The organism is Blautia acetica (genome assembly GCF_038739805.1).
GTDB lineage: Bacteria > Bacillota > Clostridia > Lachnospirales > Lachnospiraceae > Blautia.
The window spans coordinates 136146-162699 of sequence record NZ_JBBEWO010000004.1; the positions used below are offsets into that span (position 1 = coordinate 136146).

Below are 26554 nucleotides of genomic sequence, written 5' to 3' on the forward strand. Positions count from 1 at the left end.
ATGGCTGAAATGGAACCGAAAAAGTTGGCAGAATGCCTGAACTATTTCAGGCAGCGTCCGGTTTATGAAAAACTTTTTCAAAAGTTCAGAGAAAAGTATGCAAGCCTTGGACATATGGGCGGAAAAGTGGTTCTGTCAGGACTTACTTTGGAAGAAAAGCAGCAGTTAGGCGGATTTCTGCAAAAGGATTACACAGAGAATAAAACCGTGACAGTTTCCGCCGAACTCCTGGAAAAACGCCTTGGTGAAAGCCGGTTTTCCGGGATTTCCGGGGAAACGCTTCTGCGGGCTTATTTCGGCAAAAAACTGACTGTGAAGAAAGAAGAAAAGCAGAAAGAAGAGGAAAAAAGGAACGCCTGTTTTGCAGAAATTCTGGAAGGCCAGGAAGAAAATCCGGCAGGAAAATGGCTGAAGGAGGTCTTGGAAAATCGCGGGAGCGGGTATGAGCTTCTGATGCAGCAGTACCGGGAAAATCCTGCGAAACTGGAGGAAATTCTGGAGAGTGTTATGAGGGCCTCAAAGCAGCTTAACTACATAAAAAAGAGGCAGCTTCTGGCAGTATTTGCAGCTCAGACAACGGGAAATCCTCATTACTTTGATACCGGAGAAACAGCAGAAAAACTCTTAATTTTATTCCTGAAACATCAGTTTCCAGGCAGTTATGAGAAAGGAATCTCCCCGGCAGAAGAGAGGAATCATCTGCTGTATCAGGCAGGGATTCTAAAAGATGACTTGTCCAATGAAACACTGGCTTATGGTCTTCATGCATGGAAACAAGACGGGAGTATGCATGAAGGAATCGAAGGATTTTTGAGAGAACAGGAACCTGTGCGTCTGACTCTGCGCACCCTTGGGGAAATCGGCGAAATCAGGGCACAGCAAAAAGAAATTTATGTAGTAGAAAATCCGGCCGTGTTTTCCGTTCTGACAAGCCGGAACCCAGCTTGTGCAGCAGTCTGCGTCAGCGGACAGCCCAGGCTTGCGACTTTGCTTTTGCTGGATTTTCTGAAAGAAAACCACAGGTTTTGGTATGCAGGAGATTTTGACCCGGAAGGGCTTTTGATTGCCCAGAGGCTGAAAGAGCGATATGGAGAGGCGCTGCATTTCTGGAAGTATGAGGCGCAGTGGTATGAGCAGTATCTGTCTTCTGTAAGACTGAGTGAGAGCCGGATAAAAAAGCTGGAGCATATTTATATGCAGGAACTGCAGGGCATTAAAGAAGGGATACAGAAACGAAAACGGGCGGCTTATCAGGAGGCCATGCTGGAAATTTATCAGGAAATACAGACGGCCTCGCTGTGACTGCGCCTCTTACCGGCACCTTTTTCCATGATACGGAAGAAGGTGCATTTTTTCACCCTTTACATGAAACCCAAATCCCAGATTATTGCCCGAATCAGTAATACAGCCGCAGTCTTCCTGATACAGCAGTTCAAATCCATTGTTTTTTAATTCTTCCCGGAAGTAATGCAGATTGAAATTTTTCTCCGAGGATTCAGGGTACTGGCTTAAAAGCAGCTTCATGGACTTTTGAGCATGCTCAAAGTAAAAGTAAGTGCCGATAAGGTCTGCATCTTTTTTCAGATAAGGCAGAAGCCGTTCATACAAAAAGGTGTCATGATAAAAATTGTGCTCATTTGCAGCAAAGAAATCCAGATGCACGTCTATACATTCTGATTTTAGAGGGAATCGTGTGCTGCTGTCTGCCAGATATAAAATATCCAGATCCGGGCGTTGTTTTTCAATGAGATGTTTGTACATCAGCAGGGTTTCCGGGTATTTGTCAATGACGAGATACAGGCTGTCCTTTGGCAGGGCGGAAAGGTGATTATGCATAAAAAACCAGGCGTTGATATAGGTTTCTGCAACCACCTTTCCCCGGAGACTGGTTTCTTCCATTTGCTTCAACATCTGCTGGTAAGAACGCTCAAACATGGTGATAAGCTCCGGAGGCAAATCTTTGTAAAGTTCTCTGGTAACGTCCGGGGTGTCCTGCAGGTTGGTATTCTTGTTGGGCGTCATAAGGATTCCATTCTGAATCCGGGCCTGGTAGCCGCAGGAGCAGGAAAGGGCGCCTCCATAGAGAAAACGGGGATTCATTTCCACGTCTTTTAAGGACAGGGAACTTCCGCACACGGGGCAGCACAAAAGAGGCAGGGTAGACACCGGGACTCCGGTCTGCGGTATCCGGTCGGGCTGGTTTTCTTTCAGAGCCGCGATTTTTTCATCAAGTCTTCGGATAATTTCCTGTTTTCGGCTGATTTCCTGCAGGCAGAATTCCCGCTTGCCCTCGTAAACAGCCTTTAATTCTTCCATATCCTGGGAATCCGCCAGCCCGGAAATACGCTTGAGGGAAAGCAGCATGTGGATTTCCCGAAGGGTAAAATTCAGTTCTTTTAATTCCAGAATCCATTCCAAATCCTGAAGTACAGTTTCATCAAATACATACTGGCCCCTGGGCTTAGGGGGGACTAAAAGCCCGTAATTAATATAGTAATAAAGGTTATCCACGGAGATGTGGTAACGTCTGGATACTTCACCGATACGCATGAAAAGGACCTCCCGGTTTTGATAAAACCACTGTAGCATAAATCTTTAGTATACTCAAGGTTTTGGAAAAATATCCCGAAAAAAGACCGTTGACACAGGGGAAACTAAAGGTTTTACAATGTTTCCAGAAAGAAAAGCCGAAGACAGAAAAATCAGAACGGGAGTGTGTGGAGATGAAAGTTTTAAAAGAAGCGGTAAAGAGAACAGAAGAGGACAGAAAAAATCTTACAGAAACGGTAAGCCGCATGATAGAGGAAGTAAGATGCAAAAAAGACGAAGCCTTAAAAGCTTATAATCTGCAGTTTGACGGCTGCACCAGAGAAACGCTGCAGGTAAGCCGGGAAGAAATACAGAAGGCATACAGCCAGCTTACCGGGCAGGAGATTGAGGACTTAAAGAAAGCGGCAGGAAATATCCGGGCATTTGCCAAAGCACAGAGAGAAACGGTAAAGCCTTTGGCAAATTTCAGCCCCATGCCGGGAATTTTCTTAGGACACAGGATTCTTCCGGTGGAATCCTGCTGCTGTTATGTGCCCGGTGGGAATTATCCCCTGTATTCTACAGCGTTAATGCTGATTATTCCTGCAAAAACCGCAGGGGTAAAGCGGGTGGCAGCCTGTTCTCCGGTGATGAAAGGAACCAATGCTATCAATCCCAAGACTTTGGTTGCCATGGACATTGCAGGCGTGGATGAGATTTACGCCGTAGGAGGCGCGCAGGCAGTGGCTGCTTTTTCCTACGGGACAGAGGAAATTCCGGCCGTGGATATGATTGTGGGACCGGGAAACCGCTTTGTGACAGAAGCGAAACGCCAGTGTTACGGTCAGGTTGGCATTGATTTTGTGGCAGGCCCCAGCGAAGTCATGGTGCTGGCAGACGGCAGCGGAACCCCGGAGGTGGTGGCCGCAGACTTGTTGGCGCAGTCTGAACATGACCCTAATGCAAAGGGAATTTTGGTAACCACAAATGAGGAATTTGCAGAGAAAGTGATAAAAGCAGTAGAAAAGGAACTGAGCATGCTCTCTACCGCAGAAATTGCAGAGAAATCCTGGAACACTTTCGGAGAAGTGATTCTGGCAGACAGTGAAGAAGAGATGGCAGACCTGGCAAATGCCTATGCGCCGGAGCACCTGGAAGTCAATATGAAAAACGCCGAAGAAATGGCGGAAAAGCTTTACAACTATGGTTCTCTCTTTATTGGTGAAAATACGGCAGAGGTGTTTGGAGACTATGCTTCCGGAACCAACCACACGCTTCCCACTCTCCGGGCAGCCCGTTATACAGGCGGCGTATGGGTCGGCACCTTTTTAAAAACCTGCACATACCAGAGTATGACAAAAGAAGCCATGAAAGAACTGGCGCCGCTGGTGGCAAGACTGGCAAAGGGCGAAGGTCTCATGGGACACGCAGAAGCCGCAGAAGTGCGGGAAAAGAAATAAAAGTTGGGATTTTCTCTGAAAATGGGTTCTTGCTGACAGGCAGTGCTTGTTATATACTGTCTATAGAAAGAGAAAGGCAGGAAGCTATGTTTAGAAAAATTGAGAAGGAAAATCCTTTTGAGGAAATTTTAGACCAGATTATTGAAAATATCAAAGAGGGAACTCTGAAAAAGGGAGATGCGCTTCCGGCAGAACGGAATATGGCAGAGGCCTTAGGAGTTTCCCGCCCTGTGGTGCGGGAAGTGTTAAGAACCCTGGCTCTGCTGGGGATTATCAAGACGGTGCGGGGAGGGGCAAGTTATGTATCCGAAAACCTGGAAAACAGTCTCATCGAGCCGCTGTCCATATTGCTGCGGTTAAACAACAGCAGCGTTTACCATAATCAGCAGCTTCGCAGCGCTCTGGAAGTAGAGGCTGCCCGTCTGGCTGCCAGAAACTGTACACCGGTGGACGCCGCAGAACTCCAGCTGATTCTGGCCAGACTGGACGCGGCAGAGGAAGAAAGAGTCAGAGGAGACTTAGACCGGGATTTGCATATCAAAATCGGAAAAATGGCGCAAAGTCCCATGCTGTTTTCCGTAATGAGCGCCTCCGCCCAGTTGACGGAAAACATCATTACAGGAATCCGAAGCTATATGATGCAGAAACAACATTCCGTTTCACAGATGGATGAACAGCACCGGAAACTGGTGAACGCAATTGTGGATCACCGGGAGGAAGATGCTGAAATCTGCATGAAGGAGCATATGAAAACCATAGAAAATTATATATTGGAAATAGACCGGAAAAAAGAGAATACACAGGTCTGAAACGGAGCTTAAAAGCTGTTGCATAAAAAAATGCGGCGGCTTTTTTTATATCCAGGTAGTTTACAGGCATTATTTCTCTTTTTTCCATTGCATTTTGTATTTTGTGGTGGTATAATTCGTTTAAAGATTGGTAATACCAATAAAGATAATGGAATACCAGGAGGCCACGTTATGGGATATGTAAAATGGAGTTATCCGGTTCTGGAACATTTTTGTTATGATGTGTTCAGAGCTTTTGGATTTAGTGAAAAGGAAAGCAAAGAAATCGAAGATGTACTGCTGACTGCGGATTTGTTCGGAATAGAAAGTCACGGTATGCAGCGTATGGTGCGGTATCACAAAGGAATTGAAAAAGGTACGATTCACCCAAAGGAAAAACCGGAGGTAGTGTTTGAAACACCTGTTTCTGCAGTGGTTGACGGACACAACGGTATGGGACAGCTGATTTCTATTTTTGCCATGAATAAGGCGATTGAAAAAGCGAAGACAACGGGAATCGGTATTGTGACAGTAAGAGAATCCAACCACTTTGGAATTGCCGGCTACTACGCAAAGATGGCCAGCGACCAGGGACTGTTGGGAATGGCCTGCACCAATTCCGAAGCGATTATGGTGCCTACTTTCGGGAAAAAAGCCATGCTGGGCTCCAATCCCATTGCGGTAGCTATGCCGGCAGACCCCTATCCTTTCCTCTTTGACTGTTCTACCACGGTGGTAACCCGAGGAAAGCTGGAAATGTACAATAAGATGAACAAACCTCTTCCGCAAGGATGGGCCTTGGATGCAAACGGACACGAAAGCACACAGGCGCCCACGGTACTGGAAAATATTGTTTCCAAACGCGGCGGCGGTATTATGCCTCTGGGAGGAAATAAGGAAGTGAGCGGCAGTCATAAAGGATATGGATACGGTATGCTGTGCGAATTATTCAGTTCTATTTTTTCTATGGGGGTTACCTCAGAAAAATGCTGTACTTTCCCGGATAAAACAGGTATCTGTCATGGATTTGCAGCAATAAATCCAGAGATTTTCGGAAACCCGGAGGAAATTAAGGCACACTTATCCGAATATCTGGAAGCTTTACGGGAAAGTCCGAAAGCAGAAGGCGAGAGCCAAATCTACACCCACGGAGAAAAGGAAATTTTTGCAGAAAAGGACAGAAGGGAGAACGGAATTCCTGTAAATGACAATACTATGGCGGAACTGGCAAATCTCTGTGCTTATCTGAAGCTGGATTTCCATTCTTATTTTAAGGACTATGAACTGCCCGGAGACGGAACGTTTTTCACAGGAAATTATTAATCAAACCCATAGACGGAAAAAGTAGGGATTAGGAGGACGTATCATGGATTATGCAAAAGAATCATTGAGATTACATAAAGAGTGGAAAGGAAAAATTCAGGTTGTGGCAAATGTGCCGGTAGAAACCAAGGATGACCTGTCTTTGGCTTATACGCCGGGTGTGGCACAGCCTTGTCTGGAAATCCAGAAGGATGTAGAGAAATCTTATGAACTTACCAGAAGATGGAATATGTGCCTGGTGGTTACAGACGGTTCTGCCGTTTTGGGACTGGGAGACATTGGCCCTGAAGCCGGAATGCCGGTTATGGAGGGAAAATGTGTGTTGTTCAAAGCTTTCGGAGATGTAGACGCATTTCCTCTCTGCATTAAATCACAGGATGTCGATGAGATTGTAAATACGATTTACCTGATTTCCGGTTCTTTCGGCGGTGTCAATCTGGAAGATATTGCGGCTCCCAGATGTTTTGAAATCGAGAAAAAACTGAAAGAGAAATGTGATATTCCTATTTTTCATGATGACCAGCATGGCACGGCAGTGATTACTTTGGCAGGCTTAAATAATGCTATGAAGCTGACTGGCAAGAAGAAAGAGGACGTTTCCATTGTTATGAACGGCGCCGGTGCGGCAGCAATTTCCATTGCCAGACTGCTTTTGAAAGCAGGATATAAAAAGGTTACCCTCTGTGACAGAAACGGAGCGATTTACGAAGGCAGAAAAGAGGGCATGAATGCAGTAAAAGAAGCGATGAGTAAAATCACCAATCTGGAGAAAAAGCCAGGAAGCCTTGCAGAGCAGATGAAGGGTGCGGATGTCTTTATCGGTGTATCTGCACCCGGAGTAGTGACAAAGGAAATGGTAGAGAGCATGGCAAAGGATGCAGTTATTTTTGCCTGCGCCAACCCGGTTCCGGAGATTTATCCGGAAGAGGCCAAAGCAGCAGGAGCGAAAGTGGTAGCAACAGGCAGAAGCGATTTCCCGAACCAGATTAACAATGTTCTGGCATTCCCGGGAATCTTTCGCGGAGCGTTTGATGTGAGGGCAAAAGATATTAATGATGAAATGAAGATTGCGGCAGCAGATGCTCTGGCAGGACTGATTACAGAAGAGGAACTGACCCCGGATTATATTATTCCCAAAGCTTTTGACAAAAGAGTAGGCCCGGCAGTGGCGAAAGCAGTAGCCAAAGCTGCCAGAGACACCAAAGTTGCAAGAATATAAAACAGAAAAAGAATAGACGGGAAAATGGGACTGCAGGGGCAGTTCCATTTTTCGGTAAATTGTACATGCAGATACCGGAAAAGAAAGACAGAAGTAAGTCATAATAAATAAAAAAGCCGCGGTAAAGGAAAAAAGGATAGGATAAGGATTCCTTGTTTTTTCTTTTTGTGTTAAAATGGGCAAGGATATATACAATAAGGGAGTATACAAATGAGAAAGAGGTATTTTTCACGAGTAGACCGGCAGGTAGCAATGCTGCTGAGTACGATATTGATTTTATCCAGTTTATCTATATATTTCGTGACCACTCAGATTTATTATCGTTCCGTACTAAAAAGTCTGACCGGACGTGTGAAAAACATACAGGAATATATTGAGCACCAACTGACGCCGGAGACGTTTTCAGATATTAACAGCAAAGAAGATATGAATAAGGAAAGCTATCAAAAACTCAAGAATCAGATGGAAGAAGTTCGGGATATCGGTGACTTAAGGTATCTGTATACGGCGAAGAAAAATGATGCAGGGAAGCTAGTGTATGTAGTGGATGGTCTGCCCGAAACAGCAGATGATTTTCGTTATCCGGGAGACCTGATTGAGGTGGAAATACAGGAAAAACTGGAAAGCGCACTGAAAGGAGAAATGGTACTGCCGGATAAAATCATGGATACGGACTGGGGAGACATATTTATTGCTTATTTTCCCCTGCACGATGAGGATGAGAAGGTAATCGGGGCTCTTGGAATTGAACTTGCAGCGGATGTAGAGGCAGCGACTTTTCAGGAAGTGTCCAAGTCGGTAAGTGCGGTGTGCGTGACTTTCTGTGGGATTGCTATTGCCGCGTCCATTCTGATTTTCCGGAGAATTTCCAATCCCTTATACAGGGATATGGCGAATACGGATTTTATGACAAAGCTGAAGAATAGAAATTCCTATGAAACAGACAGAGAGAATCTGAATGCCCGGAAGCGGATGGAAGGTATGACTGTGGTGGTCATTGATGTCAATAACCTGAAGCTGGCCAATGACTGTCTGGGACATGATATAGGAGACAGCTGCATTATCAATGCGGCAAAGATTTTACAAAGTGTGGAGTCAGCCCGGATTACAGCGTACCGCTACGGCGGTGATGAATTTGTCCTGCTGATGGAGAACCAGCCTGAGCCGGAAGCGCTTCTTGAAAGCATAAAGGACAGGTTCCGAAAATACGCAGATAAGCTGAAAGTGCCGGTAGCCCTTGCTGTGGGATATGCGCAGTTTGACCCTAAGCTGGATAAGGACATCAGGGATACACAGAAACGGGCGGACGAACAGATGTATCAGGACAAAATGAGAATAAAGGAAAAAGAGGAGCCGATGGAATCTGTGTGATTCTGTCGGTTTTTTTGAAATGCTGTTTGCAGGGAGACGGAAATACTGCTGCAATAAGGCGCAGAGAAATCAGTGGGAAAGGTGTGAAGAAGTCTATGATGAAAAGTCAAAGAGTATCGCAGGAATAGAATGACAAGGTTGAAAAACTTCAAAAAAATTAGCACTCAACCCTTGACCTGGCTAACAGAATGTGATATTGTTATAACATAAATAGAACAAGTAAACAACATTCGGAGTTTCTTCCGAAGATAGGATAACCAAAACGGAGGGATTTTATGAACATTACAAAATTTACACAGAAATCACTTCAGGCTGTTCAGAACTTAGAGAAGACTGCTTATGAATTCGGCAACCAGGAAGTGGAGCAGGAACATTTGTTATATAACCTTTTACATCAGGAGGACAGCCTGATTTTAAAACTCATTGAGAAAATGGAGATTCAGAAAGAGCATTTTCTGGACCGTGTGGAGCAGGCCTTAAATGCCAGAACGAAGGTTTCAGGGGGTCAGCCTTACATCGGTCAGTACCTGAATAAGGCTCTTGTGAGTGCGGAGGACGAGGCATCTAATATGGGAGACGAATACGTTTCCGTAGAGCATTTGCTTCTGGCGCTTTTGAATCACCCCAGCCCGTCTATGAAAAAAATCTGGCAGGAGTATGGTATTACAAAGGAACGTTTCCTGCAGGCTTTAAGTACCGTGAGAGGAAACCAGAGAGTCACCACAGACAATCCGGAGGTCACTTACGATACTTTGAATAAATACGGACAGGATTTGGTGGAAAAAGCCAGAGAGCAGAAACTGGACCCGGTTATCGGCAGGGACAGTGAAATCCGGAATGTGATTCGGATTCTGTCCAGAAAGACGAAAAATAATCCGGTGCTTATCGGTGAACCCGGTGTGGGTAAAACAGCGGCTGTGGAAGGGCTTGCCCAGCGTATTGTGCAGGAAGATGTGCCGGACGGCTTAAAGGATAAGAAAATTTTCGCTCTGGATATGGGCGCTCTGGTGGCAGGCGCCAAATACAGAGGTGAGTTTGAGGAACGTCTGAAAGCCGTTCTGGAAGAAGTCAGAAAGAGCGAAGGGCAGATTATCCTCTTTATTGATGAGCTGCACCTGATCGTAGGAGCCGGAAAGACAGACGGCGCCATGGATGCGGGAAATATGCTGAAACCGATGCTGGCCAGAGGCGAGCTGCACTGTATCGGCGCTACAACCCTGGATGAATACCGCAAATACATTGAAAAAGACGCGGCACTGGAACGTCGTTTCCAGCCGGTTATGGTGGATGAACCTACAGTGGAAGACACGATTTCGATTCTTCGTGGACTGAAAGAACGGTATGAAGTATTCCACGGAGTAAAGATTACGGACAGCGCCCTGGTGGCTGCGGCAACTCTTTCCGACCGTTATATCAGCGACCGTTTCCTGCCGGATAAGGCCATTGACCTGGTGGACGAGGCCTGCGCCCTGATTAAGACCGAATTGGATTCCATGCCTACGGAACTGGACGAAATGCGCCGGAAGATTATGCAGATGGAAATCGAAGAAGCGGCTCTGAAAAAGGAAAATGACCGGCTGAGCCAGGATCGTCTGGTAGATTTACAAAAAGAAATGGCAGAACTGCGGGACGCTTTTAATACTCAGAAAGCCCAGTGGGACAATGAAAAATCCACGGTGGAGCGTCTGCAGAAATTAAGAGAGCAGATAGAGGACATGAATAACCAGATTCAGAAAGCTCAGAGAAATTATGACCTGGACGAAGCGGCAAGGCTGCAGTACGGTGAACTTCCCAAATTGCAGAATCAGCTGGCAGCAGAGGAAGAGCGGGTGAAAAATCAGGATTTATCTCTGGTGCACGAAAGTGTTACGGATGAGGAGATTGCCAGAATTATTTCCCGCTGGACAGGAATTCCGGTGGCAAAACTCACGGAGGGTGAGAGAAGTAAGATTCTGCACCTGGAAGATGAACTGCACAAGAGAGTCATCGGACAGGATGAGGGTGTCACCAGGGTGACAGACGCCATTATCCGCTCCAAGGCGGGTATCAAAGACCCCACAAAGCCCATTGGTTCCTTCCTGTTTCTGGGACCTACGGGTGTAGGTAAGACGGAACTGGCAAAAACTTTGGCAGCAACGCTTTTTGATGATGAGCAGAATATGGTTCGCATTGATATGAGTGAGTATATGGAGAAATATTCCGTATCCAGACTTATCGGGGCGCCTCCGGGATATGTGGGATATGAGGAAGGCGGCCAGCTGACAGAGGCTGTCAGAAGAAAACCGTATTCCGTCGTGCTTTTTGATGAAATCGAGAAGGCTCATCCGGATGTCTTTAACGTACTTCTGCAGGTGCTGGATGACGGACGAATCACAGACTCCCAGGGCAGAACCGTGGACTTTAAGAACACCATTCTCATTATGACTTCTAACATCGGTTCGCCGTATCTTTTAGAGGGAATCGAGGAAAACGGTGAGATTAAGCAGGAAGCAAAGGAGGCTGTGGAGAAGGATTTGAGAGCCCATTTCCGTCCCGAATTTTTAAACCGTCTGGACGAAATTATTATGTTTAAGCCTCTGACCAAAGGAAATATCGGCGGCATTGTAGATTTGCTTATGGCAGATTTGAACAGAAGGTTAAAAGACCAGGAATTATCCATAGAATTGACAAAAGCTGCAAAAGATTATATTATTGAGGGCGGATATGACCCTGTATACGGCGCCCGTCCACTGAAAAGATATGTGCAGAAATATGTGGAAACACTGACTGCGAAACTGATTCTTTCCGGGGACATCAGCACGGACAGCAGGATTATCCTGGATGTGGAAAACGGGGAGCTGACGGCTCATGCAGAGAAGGTGCAGCCCTCATAAACAGGAGGCAGCCATGATACCAAAAGATCCGGTAATGCTTTTGAGTTATGTAAACACACAGCTTCGTGATTTTTATCCTTCCTTTGCAGCACTTTGTGAGGACAAAGAGTTGAGTGCAGAGGAAATAACAGCGAAATTGGCGGGAATTGACTACGAATACGACAGAGGCAGAAACCAGTTTATTTAATCCGATAGGGATACTTCAGGAACAGATACGGCCATTGGCCGGAAGTTCATGGAGTATTCCTGTTTTTTTCTGCCTTTTTTAATCCAGAACCTGCTATAATAGAGGCAGGACAGACAAGAAAAGAGAAAGTTGGAATAGGGATGAAAAAAATAGCAGTAATTGAAGATGACAGAGTGCTTCGGCAGTCCCTGGCAGGGATTTTAAAGGAAAACGGATATGAGGTATGCTGTGTGGAGGATTTTGCACATGCGGAAGAAGAGGTGCGCAAGGCGGAAGCAGATTTGCTGCTGCTGGACATTATTCTGCCGGGAAGCAATGGACAGGAGATTCTGCGGAATCTGCGGAAAACTTCGGATATCCCGGTGCTGATGCTTACCAGCAAAACAGGGGAAACGGACGAAATTCTGGCTATGAGTTACGGGGCGGACGATTACATGACAAAACCCTATAATCCGGCGCTCTTACTTTTGAAAATCGAAGCCATTTTCCGGCGGATACAGCCCAAAAGCAGTGAAGAGGAGACAGAGTATCAGGGGGTCCGGCTGAATTTGCTGCGCAGTACTGTGGAATATGGGGAAAAAGAGGTGGTGCTTTCCAAAAATGAAATGTCAATTCTTCATTACCTGATGAAGCACCGGGGGAAAATTGTGTCCAGAGACGAACTGATGGATTATCTCTGGGACTGCAATGATTTCGTAGATGATAATACACTGACCGTGAATATCAACCGTCTGAGAAGGCGCATGGAAGAGGCGGGCATTTCCGGTATGATTGAGACGCGGAGAAGACAGGGGTATATATTGGTATGAATCTGAAAAATTATGTGAAGGACCATGGGATTTTTCTGCTGATACAGCTTACAGCCATAGCGGTGCTGGAAGGGGTGCTGCTTTTGTTTCATGCAGCCTTTGCTCTGCAGATGTTTTTTCTGTTTGTGGAACTTTTGGCTTTGTTTGGAGTGCTGTTTTATGATTATGGAAGGAAGCGGCAGTTTTACGCGCATATGGAAGGCCAGATGGAGACGCTGAAGGAGAAGTATCTGCTGATGGAAATGCTGGAGGAGCCGGAGTTTTTGGAAGGAAAGATTTTCTGTCAGGTCATGCAGGAAATGGAAAAATCCATGAATGATGAGATTTTCGGGCAGATACGCAGGAATAATGAATTTAAACGGTATGTGGAAACCTGGGTACATGAGGTGAAACTGCCCATTGCCAGTATCCGCCTAATGCTTCATGAACACAGAAGTGAGGTTTCCAGAGCCTTGAAGGAACAGGTAAGCCGTATTGAAAGTGACGTGGAACAAGTGCTGTATCATCTACGCAGCGAGGTGCCGGAAAAAGATTATCTCATACAAAAGTATTCGTTAAAAGAACGGACAGACAGAGCTATCGCAGACAATAAGGACAGCCTGATATTCCATCATATGAGAATCCGGCAGGACACAGAGGCTGTCATGGTGTGCACAGACGGAAAATGGCTGAACTTTATGCTGGGACAGATTCTGAGCAATGCGGTGAAGTATAAGAAAGACGAAGAACCGTGTATACAGCTTTGGAGTGAGGTTCAGAAGCATTGTGTAAAGCTGCATATCCGGGACAATGGAATGGGGATTCCCAAGCAGGATTTGCCACGGGTGTTTGAAAAGTCCTTTACAGGGGAAAACGGAAGAAAAGGGCAGGCGTCTACCGGAATGGGGCTGTACCTTTGCAAAACCTTGTGCGAAAGGCTGGGACACCGGATAGAAATTGCGTCCCGGGAGAGGGAATACACAGAAATCATCATCATATTTCAGCAAAATGCTTTTATAGAGCTTTCGTAACCTTACGAAGATGTAAGGTTCTGTAATCTAAAACCATGGATTTCCGTTCTCGCTCTTTCTATAATAGGGATATGAAAAGCAAGAGAAAGGAATGGAGTATGAAACCTTTATTAGAAGTACAGAATCTTATCAAATATTACGGTAACAAATCCAGTTTGACGAAAGCGGTAAATGACATCAGTTTCACCGTGGAGAAAGGGGAATTCACGGCAGTGATGGGAGCCAGCGGTTCCGGAAAAACTACGCTTTTGAACTGTATTTCCACCATTGACCGGGTGACAGGAGGACACATCTTTGTGAATGGGCAGGAGGTCACGAAATTAAAAGGGCACAGTCTGACGAAATTTCGCTGCAGGCAGCTTGGCTTTGTGTTTCAGGATTTTCAGCTTCTGGATACATTGAATGCCTTTGACAATATCGCATTGGCTTTGCAGATACAGAATCAGAAGCCGGACGTCATTCGGAAAAAAGTTATGGAAATAGGGGAACAATTAAACATTACCGATGTTTTGCAAAAGTATCCCTACGAAATGTCCGGAGGGCAGAAGCAGCGCTGCGCCTGTGCCAGAGCTATGGTAACGGAACCTTCGCTGATTCTGGCAGATGAACCGACAGGGGCTCTGGATTCCCAGAATGCGGGCATGCTTCTGGGCAGTCTGCAATACATGAATACAGACCTGGACGCCACCATTTTCATGGTGACCCACGACGCTTTTTCTGCCAGCTATACCAGGCGGGTACTGTTTATGAAGGACGGAAAACTTTTTCACGAGCTGCGGAGAGGCCAAGAGGGCCGAAAAGAGTTTTTCGACAGAATTATGCATGTGATTTCCCTTTTGGGAGGTGATTTGAACCATGTTGTTTAATCTGTCATTGAAAAATTTCAGGAAAAGTATCCGGGATTATTCTATCTATTTTTTTACGCTGATTCTGGGCGTTGCGGTGTTTTATATTTTTAATGCCATTGAAACCCAAAGCGCTATGCTGGAGGTAAGCCGGACGAAAGAAAACATTCTGCAAATCATGAACTCCATTTTGGAAGGGGTCAGCCTGGTGATTTCTTTTATTTTGGGATACCTGATTGTATATGCCAGCAGCTTTATGCTGAAACGGCGGAAAAAGGAGTTTGGAATTTATCTGATTCTTGGCATGAAGAAGCGGCAGGTGGCAGGGATTCTCTGGCTGGAAACCGTGTTTATGGGGATGATTTCTCTGGCGGCAGGGCTTATCATAGGAATTGGACTGTCCCAGTTTATGTCTCTTTTGGTGTCCAACCTCTTTGAGGCAGACGTATCGGCTTTTCGCTTCGTGGTATCCGCAAAGGCGGTGGGAAAAACCATCCTATATTTTCTGGTGATTTACCTTGTGGTCATGTTCTTGAATACTTTTGCGGTAAGCCGGGCCAGACTCGTGGATTTTCTTTTGGCAAAGAGAAAGAAAGAGAAGAATCTTCTGAAACATCCGCTGCTTTGCGTTTTGATTTTTATTCTGGCATGGGGAATTCTGGGCCGGGCTTATTACAATGTGACGGCAAATCAGGAAAGTCTGGCAACAGAAGCAGATGTGCTGTTTCAGATTCTGCTGGGCTGTGTGGGAACCTTTCTGGTGTTCTGGTCGGCAGCCGGATTTCTGGCGGCAATTATGGGAAAACTGCCGGGCATTTACCGGAAGGGGCTGAATTCTTTTACCGTGGGGGAAATTTCCAATAAGATAAATTCTACGGTGGTTTCGGGAACGGTTATCTGTCTGCTGATTTTTCTTACCATTTGTACACTGTCCGCAGTCTTTACCAGGAAGGATTACAAGGAGAAAGAGGCAAGAATTCTGGCGCCTGTTTCGATTTCCATGTCAAAGGAAATGACGGACTCGGTGACCGTGGAAGAATTGGTAAGAGAGAAAACAGATTTGACAGAGAATCTGGCAGAGCAGGAGAGTATCTTTACTTATCAGTGTGCAGATGTGACCCGTAAAACCGTTCTGGGAACCTATTATGACGAAATAAAGGACGGTTATGGCAGCTATTATGCCAAACAGTTTGGGGAAGAGAAGGCCGTGCTTGTACAAGTCAGTGATTACAATAAAATGGCGGCTTTGTATCATCTCTCGTCATTTGAACTACAGGAAGATGAGTACATGATTGTAGCAAATACGCCAAAGGACATGGAAAATACGTACAACATGGGATTAAAGAGAAATCAGACCATAGATATCAGAGGGAAGACTTATCACGCAAAATATGACACGGTTCAGGAAGGTTTTCTGATGATGAACTATGACCGAACCTATGAGGTTTTCATTTTGGTGCCGGACAGTGTGGAATTAAAGGACACGGAAAGATATAAGAATTATTTTGCGGCAGCGTATAAGAAGGATAGCAAGGCCTTTCGCAAGGAAGTAGATTTGCATTTACATGAGCAGTTAAATTCCGCGGATAGTACCCATGCGCCTGTTTATATCTCCACACAGTCTAATATTTATGACGATACCATTGGCAGCAGTGCTATGTATATTTTTCTGGGCCTGTATCTGGGCATCAGTTTTCTGATTTCAGGGGCGGCGATTCTGGCATTGAAAATGCTTTCCGACGCAGCGGACAGCCGGGACAAATATGTAATTCTCCAAAGGCTGGGGTGCAGTAACCGGAATATCCGGAAGGCTTTGTGGAAACAAAACGGAATTTTCTTTCTGTTTCCTCTTCTGATAGCGGGGATTCATTCGATTTTCGGGATTCAGGTATGCAATGAAATGCTTTCTATTTATGATTCGGGAAGTATTCTTCCGGGAGTGTGTATTGCTGCAGCGCTGGTTCTGTCTATTTACGGAGGATACTTTTTAGTGGCGCAGGTGTGCAGCCAGAGAATTGTGGAAGGAAAATAGGAAATAATCATGAGACACGAAATAGTAGCTGCAAATACAGATATTGAGGCCAGATTTTATCTGTCTGTGGACGAGGGGAGCTTTGTTACACCCCACTGGCACAATAGTCTGGAAATGGTTTATATGCTGGAAGGCAGCATGGAGGTCAGCTGGGAAAATCACAGGACGCAGGTGCATCCGGGCGATGTGGCGCTGGTGAATTCCAGAGTGATTCACTCGGTGCGAAGCAGCCAGAATAAAGCCCTGGTGCTGCAGGTGCCCGAGGAGGTTTTGAAGAAATTTGTACCGGAGATTTGGAGGTATTCCTTTTTTGTGCCGGTACATCCGGAGAGCAGAGAAGAACAGGCGGTACTGGAGAAAATGAAGGGAATTTTTCTGGAAATGCAGCAAATTTATGAGAACCGCCCGGAGGGGTATTTGCTGAAATTTAACAGTCTTCTCTACGATTTGCTGTATGAACTTCTGCAGTCCTGTTCAGAAAAGCTGGGAGAGAGACAGATTTCTCAAAATAACCGCCATTTGGCAGAAATCACGGCAATCATGCAGGAGATAAAAGACCGCTATAAGGAACAGATTCCTATTTCCAGTCTGGCAGAGCAATGGGGATATCATCCCGACTATCTGGTGCGGATTTTTCGGAGATACACAGGTATGACCATAACAGAATATGTGTATGCCGTGCGGATTCAGCATGTATACCGGGATTTGGCAGACACGGAAAACAGTATTGGTGAAATTTTTGCTGTCCATGGATGCCAAAATTACCGGGTAGCCATGCGGGTGTTTAAGGAAAAATACGGGTGTACGCCCAAAGAGAAAAGACAAGAGAGAAAAAGTCGGAATCGTCCTATAAATGAGTAGGAAAAAGCGATAGGAATCAAAAGGGTTTTTCTGTAAAATAAAGGCAGAAAAAAGTATCTGGAGGGAATGAAAGATGATTCAAAATCCGATTTTTAAAGGGTTTAACCCAGACCCCTGCGTATGCAGAAAGGGAGAAGATTACTATGCGGCAGTTTCTACTTTTGAATGGTTTCCGGGAATTCCGATTTATCATTCAAAGGATTTGAAAAACTGGGAACTGTATACCCATGTATTGAATGACGATGAGAAGGTGAATCTGCGGAAACTGCCTTCTGCTAAGGGAATCTGGGCGCCTTGTCTGACTTACTGTGAAGAGGAAGATTTGTTTTATGTGGTGTATGGAGTGATGAATTCCATGAATGCCCGTTATTTTGATGTGAACAATTATCTGATTACGGCAAAAGATATTTGCGGACCCTGGAGCGAGCCGGTGTATCTGCATTCCTCTGGTTTTGACGCGTCTATTCTCCATGATGATGACGGCAGAAAGTGGATTGTCTCTTTGGAATGGGAAACCAGGGAGGGGTATGAAAAGCCGGGAGCCATTTGCATGGTAGAATATTCTCCGAAGAAGAGAGAAATCATCGGTTATCCCAAGCGTATCTGGAATGGGGGAACAGACAGAGGCTGCATTGAAGCCCCGCATCTGACCAAGCGAAACGGTTTCTATTATCTCATGTGTGCAGAGGGAGGAACCGGATACAATCATTGTGTAACTATGGCCCGTTCCCGGCAGGTATGGGGGCCGTATGAAGGTGACCCGGCCAATCCCATTGTCACTTCGGTACCGGGAGTTTCCAATGAAAGACATGACCCGGATCATTTGAAGCCCCGCTATTATAATCCGGATTCTGTGCTGCAGAAGTCGGGACATGGCAGTTATGTGGAGACTCAGAACGGAGAAGTATATTTGCTGCATCTCTGTGCCAGACCTTTTGTGCCGGAACTGCGGTGTACCCTTGGCAGGGAAACGGCGATTCAGAAGATGAAATGGACAGAAGACGGCTGGCTGCGTATGGCGGACGGCAGTCATCTGGCAAAAATGGAAACGGAAGAGAGCAATCTTTTGGAAGTGCCTATGGCGAACATACCGGATTTTGACGATTTTGACGGGGAAGAACTTGGGAACTGGTACTATGCCCCCAGGATTATGCCCCAGTCGTTTGCCGATGTAAAGGCACGTTCCGGCTATGTGAGAATCCGGGGACAGGAATCCCGTACGTCTCTTAATGAAGTGAGTATTCTGGCAAGAAAGCTCACCAGCGTGTACGCAAGGATTACCACAAAAATGGACTTTAAGCCGGAGGTGCACCAACACAGCGCCGGATTAATTTTGTATTATGACAATATGAATTATATCAATCTGCGGAAGTATTACAGTGAAACGCTGGGACAAAGCGCTCTTTCGATTATCCATCTGGAGAACGGAGAGAAGACAGAGTTTTTAAATACCAGAATTCCGGTGGAAGACCGGGAAATTTATCTGCGGTTGTATATAGAAGGGCGAAAATCCTGGTTTGCGTGGAGTTATGACGGCGAAGTCTATGAAAAGATAGGCCGGGTTTTTGATACAACCAGGTTCTCAGATGAATACTGCAAATACGGAGAATTTACCGGTACTATGGTGGGGCTTACCTGTGCAGACAGGGTAAAGCATGCCCATTGTGCGGATTTTGATTTCTTTGAATATATTGCAGATGAAAGCAGGAATCCTTTTTAAAGGAATTCCCGCACATGATATTTATCACGATACTGTTTCAGTGTCATCCCTGTCTGGGCTTTAAACTGCTTTCCAAGGTGGCTTTGGGAAGAAAAGCCCAGATAGGAAGCAATTTCAATATAAGAATAATTGGAATAAGTCAGCAGGTTTTTTACCAGCTTGAACTTTTCCTGTGCAACAAAATCTACAATAGAAATACCCTCATGTCTGCGAAATAAATTGGAAAGATAATTGGGATTTAAGTATAATTCCCGGGCAATATCCGGAATGCGGATTTTCTCGTGGAGATGTTTAAAAATATAGTCTTTACACTGTTCTACTGTAGGGTTTCCCTCCCTTTTTTTCTGTTGAGATGTCTGTTTTTTTAAGTCTTGTACAAGTCGTGCATATTCCATTTCAAAGGTGCGTATCAGAGGATACAGCGCAGCAGGATTTTGCATACTTTCCAGTTTTTGAATATGAATGTCGCTGAGGGAATAGGCGATTTCAGGGAGCACTCCGCCCCGGATAGAAGCACGGCAGGCCAGGGTAATCACCACGATTCCCAGATTTTTTAGCTGACGCAGGGGATTTTCCGACAGGGTTCCCAGTTGTCCGGGATAGTCTTCTTCAAAGCTTTTCTGCAGCATTTCCAAATCCCCGTTTTCAATACTGGAAAATTCCCGTAGTTCCTGGTCATAAGGGTTATGGGTTACAGCCATTTCCTGATTATGAAAAATCAGGTCAGCCAGCTTTTGCTGTGTTTCCTCCGGAGAAATCAAGGGAACAACATTTTGGAAAAGAAGGGTATCCCGGTTCAGGAAATTTTCCTGAAAAGAGTTATAAATGAGCAATACACAGTCTGCAAAGTCTGTAAAATCGCAAAGGGCGGCAGTTTCCGGGAAGTCCTTTGGCATTTTGGATGCCGTCATTGCGGTTTTGAGAGACGCTGAGGAAGAGAAGCGCACAGGGCCCACTACAAAAAGTCCCTCCGGAGTGGGAACAGAGGCATAAATAAGGCTGTAGTTGACTGTAAGCAGCAGGGGAAACTTCCGGGCGGCAGCGGTGTAAAAGGTGCGGAGGATTTCTTCGGTCAGAAAAGAGGCATCCGTAAACGCATAGCGGGAACAAAAACTCTCGTCAGGAACAAGAGAAGGGAGAGGGCAGGAAGAGGGAAGGAGCGGATACCGTTTGATTATAGTGTGCAGGCGGCAGGAAATATAGTGCATCAGATATTGATAATTCATAAGAACCTCCGGGAAAACCAAATTTTGTGAGCACAGTATAGCACAATTTTTTATATGTGAAAAGTGATATACTGCTGTGAAAAGTAATATATTTTCCGGAAATGAGAGCATACAATAGAGGTATCATATAGAAGCGGAAAGGAAGAAAAGCATGAAAGTAAAAGGCGTGAACCTGGGAAACTGGCTGGTGCTGGAGAAATGGATGAGTCCTTCTTTATTTGAGGGGACAACAGCGGAGGATGAGTATTATCTGCCTACACAGTTGTCAAGAGAAGTGTATGAGGCAAGGATAAAAATACATCGCTCTGAATATATCACAGAGCGTGATTTTACAAGAATTAAATCTATGGGTATGGATGCAGTGCGGATTCCGGTTCCTTATTTTATTTTCGGAGACAGAGAGCCTTTTATTGGGTGTATAGAGGAGTTGGACAAGGCATTTTGCTGGGCTGAAAAGTACGGACTTCAGATTCTCATAGACCTTCATACAGCGCCGGACAGTCAGAATGGATTTGACAACGGCGGTATCAGCGGGGTGTGCAAGTGGTCACAGCAGCCGGATGAGGTGGAATTTGAGCTGACTGTATTGGAAAGACTGGCCGAGAGGTACGGAAAGAGAGAAGGACTTTGGGGAATTGAGGTACTCAATGAGCCTGTTTTAGAGGATATGTGGGAAAGCATGAAGGTGACAGAGCGTTATCCGGCAGCAGACCCGGAGAAGGCAAAAGGGACAAAACCCAATACCATGGAGTTTGTCCGGGAGTTCTATCTGAGAGCCTATGACAGAATCCGGAAGCATATGCCCAAGGAAAAATATGTGGTTATCCACGACGCATTCAAACTGAAAGCCTGGAAAGATTTCATGCAGGAAGAAAAGTACAAAAATGTAGTGCTGGATACACATCAGTATCTTATGATGGCAGAATTGCAGGGGTGTCCTCAGACGGTGGAAGGTTATGTAAACTATATTGAGGAAAATTTTGAAAAGGATATTCAGGAGATGTCCCAATATTTCCCGGTCATCTGCGGAGAGTGGTGTCTTTTTAATTCCCTGGCAGTGGGAAGAGATACCAAAGGCGGACAGACGGTATTGAACGGCCAGGAAGGTGTTTCAGAGGAAAGTCTTACACCGGAACAGAAAAGGGAAATTTATCAGGCTCTTGCAAAAGCGCAGTTAAAGGCCTGGGACGCAGGAAGCGGTTATTTTTACTGGAGTTATAAGCTGCTTACGGACACGGTGAATACCCCCGGCTGGGTCGGCTGGGACAGTTGGGATTTGGGAAGATGCGTGGACTTTGGCTGGTTTCCCACAGAAAGATAAAAGGAAAGGCAGGACAAACAAATGAAAACAGATAAAAATCCAAACGCAAAATTATCCTTTTTGGAACGGTTCGGCTATGGACTGGGGGACTATGCAGGAAATCTGGTATATTCTGCTATCAGCGCTTTTCTGCTGGTGTATTACACCAATGTAGTGGGGGCAAATGCAGCGGCGGCAGCTTCTATGATTGCAGTGTCTAAGCTGCTGGACGGTATTTCAGATTTGATTATGGGCTATATCATTGACCATACACACAGCAAATGGGGAAAAGCGCGTCCGTGGATTGCAAGACTATGTATTCCTCTTGCAGTATGTACTGTGCTGATGTTCAGTGTGCCTTCACAATTTGCAGGAAAAGCGCAGATTGCTTATATGTTTCTGACTTATAACCTGGTATCTACTATTTTTTATACAGGCATTAATGTGCCTTATGCAACCATGCACGGGTTGATGACAACCAATCAGTATGAAAGAGGGCTGCTGGGGAATTTCCGTATGCTTCTGGCTACCGCAGGAACGATGACTATTAACACCGTAGTTCTGAAAATGACCGGATTTTTCGGCGGCGGCGATGCCTATGCACAGAAAGGCTGGACGCTGACTTTTGTGGTGCTGATGCTTGTATTTGTTGTGTTAAATATGTTTACCTTCTTTGTCTGCCGGGAACGTGTGACAGAACAAAGTGAGGAACGGGAAAAAGTTTCTTTTGTCAAAGGAATTACAGGGCTTTTGAAAAACAAATATTGGGTGCTTATGGTTGTGGCTCTGTTTTCTATGTACTTTATGATGTCCTGTTTCTTTGGTTCTGCTTTGTATTTTACAAAGTATAACATGGGAAATGAGGGACAGTATGCCATGGTTTCCAATCTGCTTTCCGTGGCTCAGATTGTAACTATGTTCTTTACGCCGCTTCTGATGAAAAAGGTAAGCAAGAGAAATGTATTTCTTCTTGGAATGGCAATTTCTACCATTGGTTTTCTTATGGCAGGTGTGAGTACGGATTATGTCATTATCTGTGTATCCTCGGTTGTAAAAGGAATTGGTTTTGGCTGTGGAGGTGCAACGATGTTTGGCTGTCTGCAGGATGCCATTACTTACGGGGAGTGGTATAATGGATATGGAACTGCCGGTATGGGAAATGCAGCTTCCTCCTTCTGTATGAAGGTAGGTTCCGGTGTAGGTACGGCAGCTCTTGGCTGGATTTTGAATGCCGGAGGGTTTGATGCAGCGAAAGATGTGCAGAGCGCATCTTCCCTGCACGCGGTTACCACAGCGTTTGTGTGGGTTCCCATTGTAACTTCTGTTATCTGTGTGGTCTGTATGCTGCTGTTTGATTTGGACAAACATTATGACCAGGCTGTGGCAGATTTGGCACAGGGGAAATCCAGAATCCATCAGAAATAGAATACGAGTAGGAGAGAAGTTTGATGAAAGAGGAATTGCTGTTTGGTGCGGCTTATTATGCGGAATATATGCCATATGAGAGAATTGACCGGGATATGGAAATGATGAAGCAGGCAGGTATGAATGTTCTGCGTATTGCAGAATCCACCTGGAGTACGCTGGAACCTCATGACAATGTATTTGATTTTTCTTTTCTTGATAAGGTGCTTGAGGCCGCAGAGCGAGAAAACCTTTCCGTCATTGTGGGAACGCCTACTTATGCTGTTCCTGCCTGGCTGGTAAAGAAAGACCCGGCGGTGCTGGCGGTTACAAAGGAAAGACAGGAATTATACGGCAGACGGCAGAACATGGACATTATGAATGAGACTTTCCGTTTCCATGCAGAACGGGTGATCCGGAAATTACTGGAGCATACCGCAGGCAGACGCTGTGTCATAGGATTTCAGATTGACAATGAAACCAAGCATTACGGTACGGCATCTCCCGGGGTACAGGCGCTTTTTGTGGAATATTTGAAAGAAACTTTCGGGACAACCGGGAAACTAAATGAAACCTTCGGGTTGGCGTACTGGAGTAATTCTGTTCATTCCTGGGAAGATTTTCCGGATATGAGAGGCTGTATCAACGGCGGCCTGGCCAGTGAATTTGAAAAGTTTCAGAGAAAACTGGCGGCAGAGTATTTAAGCTGGCAGGCGGACCTTGTAAGAGCCTATAAACGGGAAGACCAGTTTATCACCCACAATCTGGATTTTGAATGGAAGAAATTCGGTGCGGATATTGCCCAGGATGGATACTCTTATGGAGTGCAGCCGGATATCAACCACTATGAGGCAGCAAAGTGCCTGACGATTGCGGGCACTGATATTTATCATCCTACGCAGGATTTTCTTACAGGGGCGGAGATTGCCTTTGGAGGAGATGAAATACGCAGCCTTAAGCAGGAAAATTACTTTGTGCTGGAGTGCCAGGCCCAGGCTTTTAAATATTGGACACCTTATCCGGGACAGCTTCGTCTTCAGGCATACAGCCATCTGGCCAGTGGCGCTAAAGGGCTGATGTACTGGAACTGGCATTCCATTCACAATGGATATGAAACCTATTGGAAAGGGCTTTTGAGCCACGATTTGGATACCAATCCCACTTATGAGGAAGCCTGTGTCTTTGGCAGAGAATGGAAAAATCTGGGAAAGAAGCTTATCGGGCTAAAGAAAAAAAACAGAATTGCCCTTTTGGTGGATAATCAGTGTCTGACTGCCATGAAGTGGTTTCCTATTGACAGGGATTTAAGCTATAATGATGTAGTGCGCTGGGCTTACGACAGCCTTTATGAGATGAATCTGGAGTGCGATGTGGTGGATGTGCAGGCCGTAGACATGAGTCGGTACGACATGATTGTAACGCCTGCCCTGTACAGCGCAAAAGAATCTCTTTTGCAGCAGCTGGAAGAGTTTGTTGCCCGGGGCGGTGTGCTGGTAAGCACGTTCAAATCCTTTGTATGCAATGAATATTTAAGTGTGTACTGCGATAAACAGCCACACAGGCTGCACCGGTGTTTCGGTATGAGTTACAACCAGTTTACCGAGCCTGGAACAGCGGCTTTAAAAGGGCAGAAGGTGCAGTATTTTGCCGAACTTTTAAAGACGGAGGGTGCAGAAAGTCTGGGGAATTACGAACATAAATACTGGGGAAAATATGCGGGAATTACCTGCAATGATTATGGAAAAGGCAGAGCCTATTATATTGGCTGCTTTACGGAGAAAGGGATTTTAAAAGAAATTTATGCCCAGGCAGGAAGAGATGCCGGTATGGAACTTCCCTTGTCAGTCTGGCCAGTCGTGTTCAGAAGCGGAGAAAATGCAGAGGGGCATATGCTGCATTATGTGCTGAATTACAGTGAAAATCAGCAGGAGGTTTTGAATCCTTACAAAAGGGTAAGGGATTTGCTTTCAGACAAGGTGTATGAACCGGGAGAGAAGATTCTGCTGATGGACTGGAATCTGGCAATTTTGGAAGAAATTTAAAGCGTTATTTGGAACAAAAAATAAGAACAGGCAGGAGCAGGAAGTGCTTCTGCCTGTTCTGAGCATCTCTCATAAAGCAAAGTCTGCTTTATTCATCCCAACCTTCATAAAACCGGATATTTACGGAAATATTTCTTACAATATCCCCTTCCTGTAAATCCATATCACTTTCGTCCGATACAGAGGGGAGGCTGCAGTCCTCTTCGGAGAGTTCCAGGCTCAGCCAGTCGTAGGCAGCCTCGTTGGCATTATCTACGGCATCTTCCAAAGTGTCGCCTTTGGCATAGCAGCATTCCAAATCCGGAAAGTGGCCTTCATATGTTCCGTCTTCTGCTTTGCGGAAAACCGCAGGATATATAAATTTCATAGGGAAACTCCTTTCTGGGTATTCTGAATTTATAATATTGGCTTCTTTAGGGAGTATATAACAAAATTCCGGGAGGGACAAGTAAAATGTGGGGATAAGGTATATCTGTGAAATGTACATACAGGCTGAAAGAGACGCGGAATTATGGTATAATGCAAATAAAAAATTGGAAAGGAAGAAAATATGGATTCAAAGGATATCAAAGCAATATTGGGAATAGGTGAGACCGTTGCAGTGGAATTTAAACGCTGCGGAAATGGCATTGAAAGTGATGTCTATGAGACTGTATACAATGGACCGGGTAACAGGAGAACAGGGATTCAATCTGGCTGCAGTTATGCTTTTGGGATATGATGATGTGATTTTAGATATAGTTCCAACCTATATGACAGACGCATTGCTTCGGCGCATAAATGTAGACCGTTATGATGATAGAGAAATTGTACAGACAAATTTGATAGAAAGCTATGAACGATTGATGGAATTTGGACACAAGCATTTGCCGGATAAATTTTTTCTGGAAGATGACCAGAGAAAGAGCCTGAGAAATATTATTACTCGAGAAATGATTGCAAATACATTGATTCACCGTGAATATACAAGTTCTTATCAGGCAAAATTTGTCATAGAGAATGAACGTATGTATGTAGAAAATGCAAACCGGGCTTTGCAGCAGGCAGTTCTGACGCCGGATAATATGGAACCACTGCCTAAAAATCCAATCATAGCGTCGTTTTTTAGAAATATCGGATATGCAGATCAACTTGGTTCGGGGGTGCGGAATTTGTTTAAGTATAGTAAATTCTACTCTGGTGATGACCCGAAGTTTATGGAGGGAGATATTTTTAGAATTATTGTACCATTAAATGAAAGAAAGACGAAAGAAACTATTACCCAATCGGCCACCCAGTCCACCCAATCAGATGAGATAAAGCCGGTTCAGAGAATCATTGAAATCATAGAACAGAATCCACTTCTTTCTCAAAAGCAAATGGCTGAAAAATTATCTTTAAATCAAAATACACTGAAATATTATATTAAAAAGATGCGGGAAAAAGGAATTATTGAAAGAGTTGGTTCCAGCCGAAAAGGAAAGTGGGTTGTTAAATAACGGAAAAATGAATCTTTCTTTACACAACTCGGTATTTCGTGATAGTATGAATTGGAATCAGGAAAGAAAAGGAGGAA

At 45.1% G+C, this 26554-nt stretch carries 21 protein-coding genes; 18 read left to right on the plus strand and 3 right to left on the minus strand.

Annotation, left to right across the window (positions count from 1 at the left end; genetic code table 11):
- Nucleotides 1–1302, plus strand: a complete 1302-nt coding sequence (locus tag WBS51_RS04390) for a TIGR02679 domain-containing protein (protein WP_294460741.1) — start codon at nucleotides 1–3, stop codon at nucleotides 1300–1302.
- 9 nt (nucleotides 1303–1311) lie between these two features.
- Here the strand turns inward: WBS51_RS04390 and WBS51_RS04395 are convergent, their stop codons facing one another.
- On the minus strand, nucleotides 1312–2550 hold the full coding sequence (locus WBS51_RS04395; protein ID WP_291681906.1) for a MerR family transcriptional regulator: 1239 nt from the start codon (nucleotides 2548–2550) through the stop codon (nucleotides 1312–1314).
- A 173-nt stretch (nucleotides 2551–2723) separates the two neighbouring features.
- Here WBS51_RS04395 and hisD point away from each other — a divergent pair, with 173 nt between their 5' ends.
- The 13 genes from hisD to WBS51_RS04460 all read left to right on the plus strand — a co-directional run bounded on the left by hisD (nucleotide 2724) and on the right by WBS51_RS04460 (nucleotide 19027).
- Nucleotides 2724–3989, plus strand: a complete 1266-nt coding sequence (gene hisD, locus WBS51_RS04400; RefSeq protein ID WP_173748886.1) for a histidinol dehydrogenase — start codon at nucleotides 2724–2726, stop codon at nucleotides 3987–3989.
- Nucleotides 3990–4075: 86 nt separating this feature from the next.
- Nucleotides 4076–4798: a FadR/GntR family transcriptional regulator gene (locus tag WBS51_RS04405; RefSeq protein ID WP_294460746.1), complete on the plus strand. Its 723-nt coding sequence runs from the start codon at nucleotides 4076–4078 to the stop codon at nucleotides 4796–4798.
- A 171-nt stretch (nucleotides 4799–4969) separates the two neighbouring features.
- Nucleotides 4970–6100: an Ldh family oxidoreductase gene (locus tag WBS51_RS04410; RefSeq protein ID WP_173748888.1), complete on the plus strand. Its 1131-nt coding sequence runs from the start codon at nucleotides 4970–4972 to the stop codon at nucleotides 6098–6100.
- Nucleotides 6101–6143: 43 nt separating this feature from the next.
- Entirely contained in the window at nucleotides 6144–7319 is a 1176-nt protein-coding gene (locus WBS51_RS04415) for an NAD(P)-dependent malic enzyme (protein ID WP_173748889.1), read from the plus strand.
- 210 nt (nucleotides 7320–7529) lie between these two features.
- On the plus strand, nucleotides 7530–8690 hold the full coding sequence (locus WBS51_RS04420; RefSeq protein ID WP_173748890.1) for a GGDEF domain-containing protein: 1161 nt from the start codon (nucleotides 7530–7532) through the stop codon (nucleotides 8688–8690).
- 275 nt (nucleotides 8691–8965) lie between these two features.
- On the plus strand, nucleotides 8966–11563 hold the full coding sequence (gene clpB / locus WBS51_RS04425) for an ATP-dependent chaperone ClpB (RefSeq protein ID WP_173748891.1): 2598 nt from the start codon (nucleotides 8966–8968) through the stop codon (nucleotides 11561–11563).
- A 13-nt stretch (nucleotides 11564–11576) separates the two neighbouring features.
- Nucleotides 11577–11750 carry a DUF4250 domain-containing protein gene (locus WBS51_RS04430; protein WP_173748892.1) on the plus strand — a complete coding sequence of 58 codons (174 nt, stop codon included), beginning with the start codon at nucleotides 11577–11579 and terminating at the stop codon, nucleotides 11748–11750.
- Between the two features lie 140 nt (nucleotides 11751–11890).
- Nucleotides 11891–12559 carry a response regulator transcription factor gene (locus WBS51_RS04435; protein ID WP_173748893.1) on the plus strand — a complete coding sequence of 223 codons (669 nt, stop codon included), beginning with the start codon at nucleotides 11891–11893 and terminating at the stop codon, nucleotides 12557–12559.
- Nucleotides 12556–13569, plus strand: coding sequence for a sensor histidine kinase (locus WBS51_RS04440; protein WP_291681898.1), 1014 nt, complete (start codon nucleotides 12556–12558; stop codon nucleotides 13567–13569). Before WBS51_RS04435 ends, WBS51_RS04440 begins: the two co-directional genes overlap by 4 nt.
- A gap of 98 nt (nucleotides 13570–13667) precedes the next feature.
- Entirely contained in the window at nucleotides 13668–14435 is a 768-nt protein-coding gene (locus tag WBS51_RS04445) for an ABC transporter ATP-binding protein (protein WP_291681897.1), read from the plus strand.
- Nucleotides 14425–16446, plus strand: coding sequence for an ABC transporter permease (locus WBS51_RS04450; protein ID WP_294460755.1), 2022 nt, complete (start codon nucleotides 14425–14427; stop codon nucleotides 16444–16446). The genes WBS51_RS04445 and WBS51_RS04450 overlap by 11 nt, the downstream gene beginning before the upstream one ends.
- Before the next feature lie 9 nt (nucleotides 16447–16455).
- On the plus strand, nucleotides 16456–17307 hold the full coding sequence (locus WBS51_RS04455) for an AraC family transcriptional regulator (RefSeq protein WP_294460758.1): 852 nt from the start codon (nucleotides 16456–16458) through the stop codon (nucleotides 17305–17307).
- Nucleotides 17308–17380: 73 nt separating this feature from the next.
- Nucleotides 17381–19027 carry a glycoside hydrolase family 43 protein gene (locus WBS51_RS04460; protein WP_294460761.1) on the plus strand — a complete coding sequence of 549 codons (1647 nt, stop codon included), beginning with the start codon at nucleotides 17381–17383 and terminating at the stop codon, nucleotides 19025–19027.
- Here WBS51_RS04460 and WBS51_RS04465 read toward each other — a convergent pair.
- Complete coding sequence (locus WBS51_RS04465) at nucleotides 19024–20253, minus strand: AraC family transcriptional regulator (protein WP_294460765.1); 1230 nt, start codon at nucleotides 20251–20253, stop codon at nucleotides 19024–19026. The two genes, WBS51_RS04460 and WBS51_RS04465, sit on opposite strands and share 4 nt — an antisense overlap.
- Nucleotides 20254–20404: 151 nt before the next feature.
- Between WBS51_RS04465 and WBS51_RS04470 the strand changes: the two genes are divergently transcribed.
- From WBS51_RS04470 to WBS51_RS04480, 3 genes are read left to right on the plus strand one after another with little or no spacing between them, the layout of a single operon-like run.
- Nucleotides 20405–21574, plus strand: coding sequence for a glycoside hydrolase family 5 protein (locus WBS51_RS04470; protein WP_294460801.1), 1170 nt, complete (start codon nucleotides 20405–20407; stop codon nucleotides 21572–21574).
- 21 nt (nucleotides 21575–21595) lie between these two features.
- Nucleotides 21596–22978 (plus strand): MFS transporter, encoded by a 1383-nt coding sequence (locus WBS51_RS04475; RefSeq protein WP_173748901.1) that lies wholly within the window; start codon nucleotides 21596–21598, stop codon nucleotides 22976–22978.
- A 23-nt stretch (nucleotides 22979–23001) separates the two neighbouring features.
- The gene (locus WBS51_RS04480) at nucleotides 23002–24999 is read left to right on the plus strand and encodes a beta-galactosidase (protein ID WP_173748902.1); all 1998 of its coding nucleotides are present in this window, start codon (nucleotides 23002–23004) and stop codon (nucleotides 24997–24999) included.
- 88 nt (nucleotides 25000–25087) lie between these two features.
- Here the strand turns inward: WBS51_RS04480 and WBS51_RS04485 are convergent, their stop codons facing one another.
- On the minus strand, nucleotides 25088–25366 hold the full coding sequence (locus WBS51_RS04485) for a type II toxin-antitoxin system HicB family antitoxin (RefSeq protein ID WP_173748903.1): 279 nt from the start codon (nucleotides 25364–25366) through the stop codon (nucleotides 25088–25090).
- Between the two features lie 277 nt (nucleotides 25367–25643).
- Between WBS51_RS04485 and WBS51_RS04490 the strand changes: the two genes are divergently transcribed.
- Nucleotides 25644–26477, plus strand: coding sequence for a winged helix-turn-helix transcriptional regulator (locus WBS51_RS04490; RefSeq protein ID WP_226853541.1), 834 nt, complete (start codon nucleotides 25644–25646; stop codon nucleotides 26475–26477).
- Nucleotides 26478–26554 lie beyond the last annotated feature (77 nt).

Bases quoted from the DNA above. Each gene is read 5' to 3' on its own strand.
- WBS51_RS04445 (WP_291681897.1), top strand. From the start codon at position 13,668: ATGAAACCTTTATTAGAAGTACAGAATCTTATCAAATATTACGGTAAC.
- WBS51_RS04405 (WP_294460746.1), top strand. From the start codon at position 4,076: ATGTTTAGAAAAATTGAGAAGGAAAATCCTTTTGAGGAAATTTTAGAC.
- WBS51_RS04485 (WP_173748903.1), bottom strand. From the start codon at position 25,366: ATGAAATTTATATATCCTGCGGTTTTCCGCAAAGCAGAAGACGGAACA.
- WBS51_RS04430 (WP_173748892.1), top strand. From the start codon at position 11,577: ATGATACCAAAAGATCCGGTAATGCTTTTGAGTTATGTAAACACACAG.
- WBS51_RS04490 (WP_226853541.1), top strand. From the start codon at position 25,644: ATGAGACTGTATACAATGGACCGGGTAACAGGAGAACAGGGATTCAAT.
- WBS51_RS04415 (WP_173748889.1), top strand. From the start codon at position 6,144: ATGGATTATGCAAAAGAATCATTGAGATTACATAAAGAGTGGAAAGGA.
- clpB (WP_173748891.1), top strand. From the start codon at position 8,966: ATGAACATTACAAAATTTACACAGAAATCACTTCAGGCTGTTCAGAAC.
- WBS51_RS04450 (WP_294460755.1), top strand. From the start codon at position 14,425: ATGTTGTTTAATCTGTCATTGAAAAATTTCAGGAAAAGTATCCGGGAT.
- WBS51_RS04440 (WP_291681898.1), top strand. From the start codon at position 12,556: ATGAATCTGAAAAATTATGTGAAGGACCATGGGATTTTTCTGCTGATA.
- hisD (WP_173748886.1), top strand. From the start codon at position 2,724: ATGAAAGTTTTAAAAGAAGCGGTAAAGAGAACAGAAGAGGACAGAAAA.
- WBS51_RS04465 (WP_294460765.1), bottom strand. From the start codon at position 20,253: ATGAATTATCAATATCTGATGCACTATATTTCCTGCCGCCTGCACACT.
- WBS51_RS04435 (WP_173748893.1), top strand. From the start codon at position 11,891: ATGAAAAAAATAGCAGTAATTGAAGATGACAGAGTGCTTCGGCAGTCC.
- WBS51_RS04480 (WP_173748902.1), top strand. From the start codon at position 23,002: ATGAAAGAGGAATTGCTGTTTGGTGCGGCTTATTATGCGGAATATATG.
- WBS51_RS04475 (WP_173748901.1), top strand. From the start codon at position 21,596: ATGAAAACAGATAAAAATCCAAACGCAAAATTATCCTTTTTGGAACGG.
- WBS51_RS04390 (WP_294460741.1), top strand. From the start codon at position 1: ATGGCTGAAATGGAACCGAAAAAGTTGGCAGAATGCCTGAACTATTTC.
- WBS51_RS04410 (WP_173748888.1), top strand. From the start codon at position 4,970: ATGGGATATGTAAAATGGAGTTATCCGGTTCTGGAACATTTTTGTTAT.
- WBS51_RS04470 (WP_294460801.1), top strand. From the start codon at position 20,405: ATGAAAGTAAAAGGCGTGAACCTGGGAAACTGGCTGGTGCTGGAGAAA.
- WBS51_RS04420 (WP_173748890.1), top strand. From the start codon at position 7,530: ATGAGAAAGAGGTATTTTTCACGAGTAGACCGGCAGGTAGCAATGCTG.
- WBS51_RS04455 (WP_294460758.1), top strand. From the start codon at position 16,456: ATGAGACACGAAATAGTAGCTGCAAATACAGATATTGAGGCCAGATTT.
- WBS51_RS04460 (WP_294460761.1), top strand. From the start codon at position 17,381: ATGATTCAAAATCCGATTTTTAAAGGGTTTAACCCAGACCCCTGCGTA.
- WBS51_RS04395 (WP_291681906.1), bottom strand. From the start codon at position 2,550: ATGCGTATCGGTGAAGTATCCAGACGTTACCACATCTCCGTGGATAAC.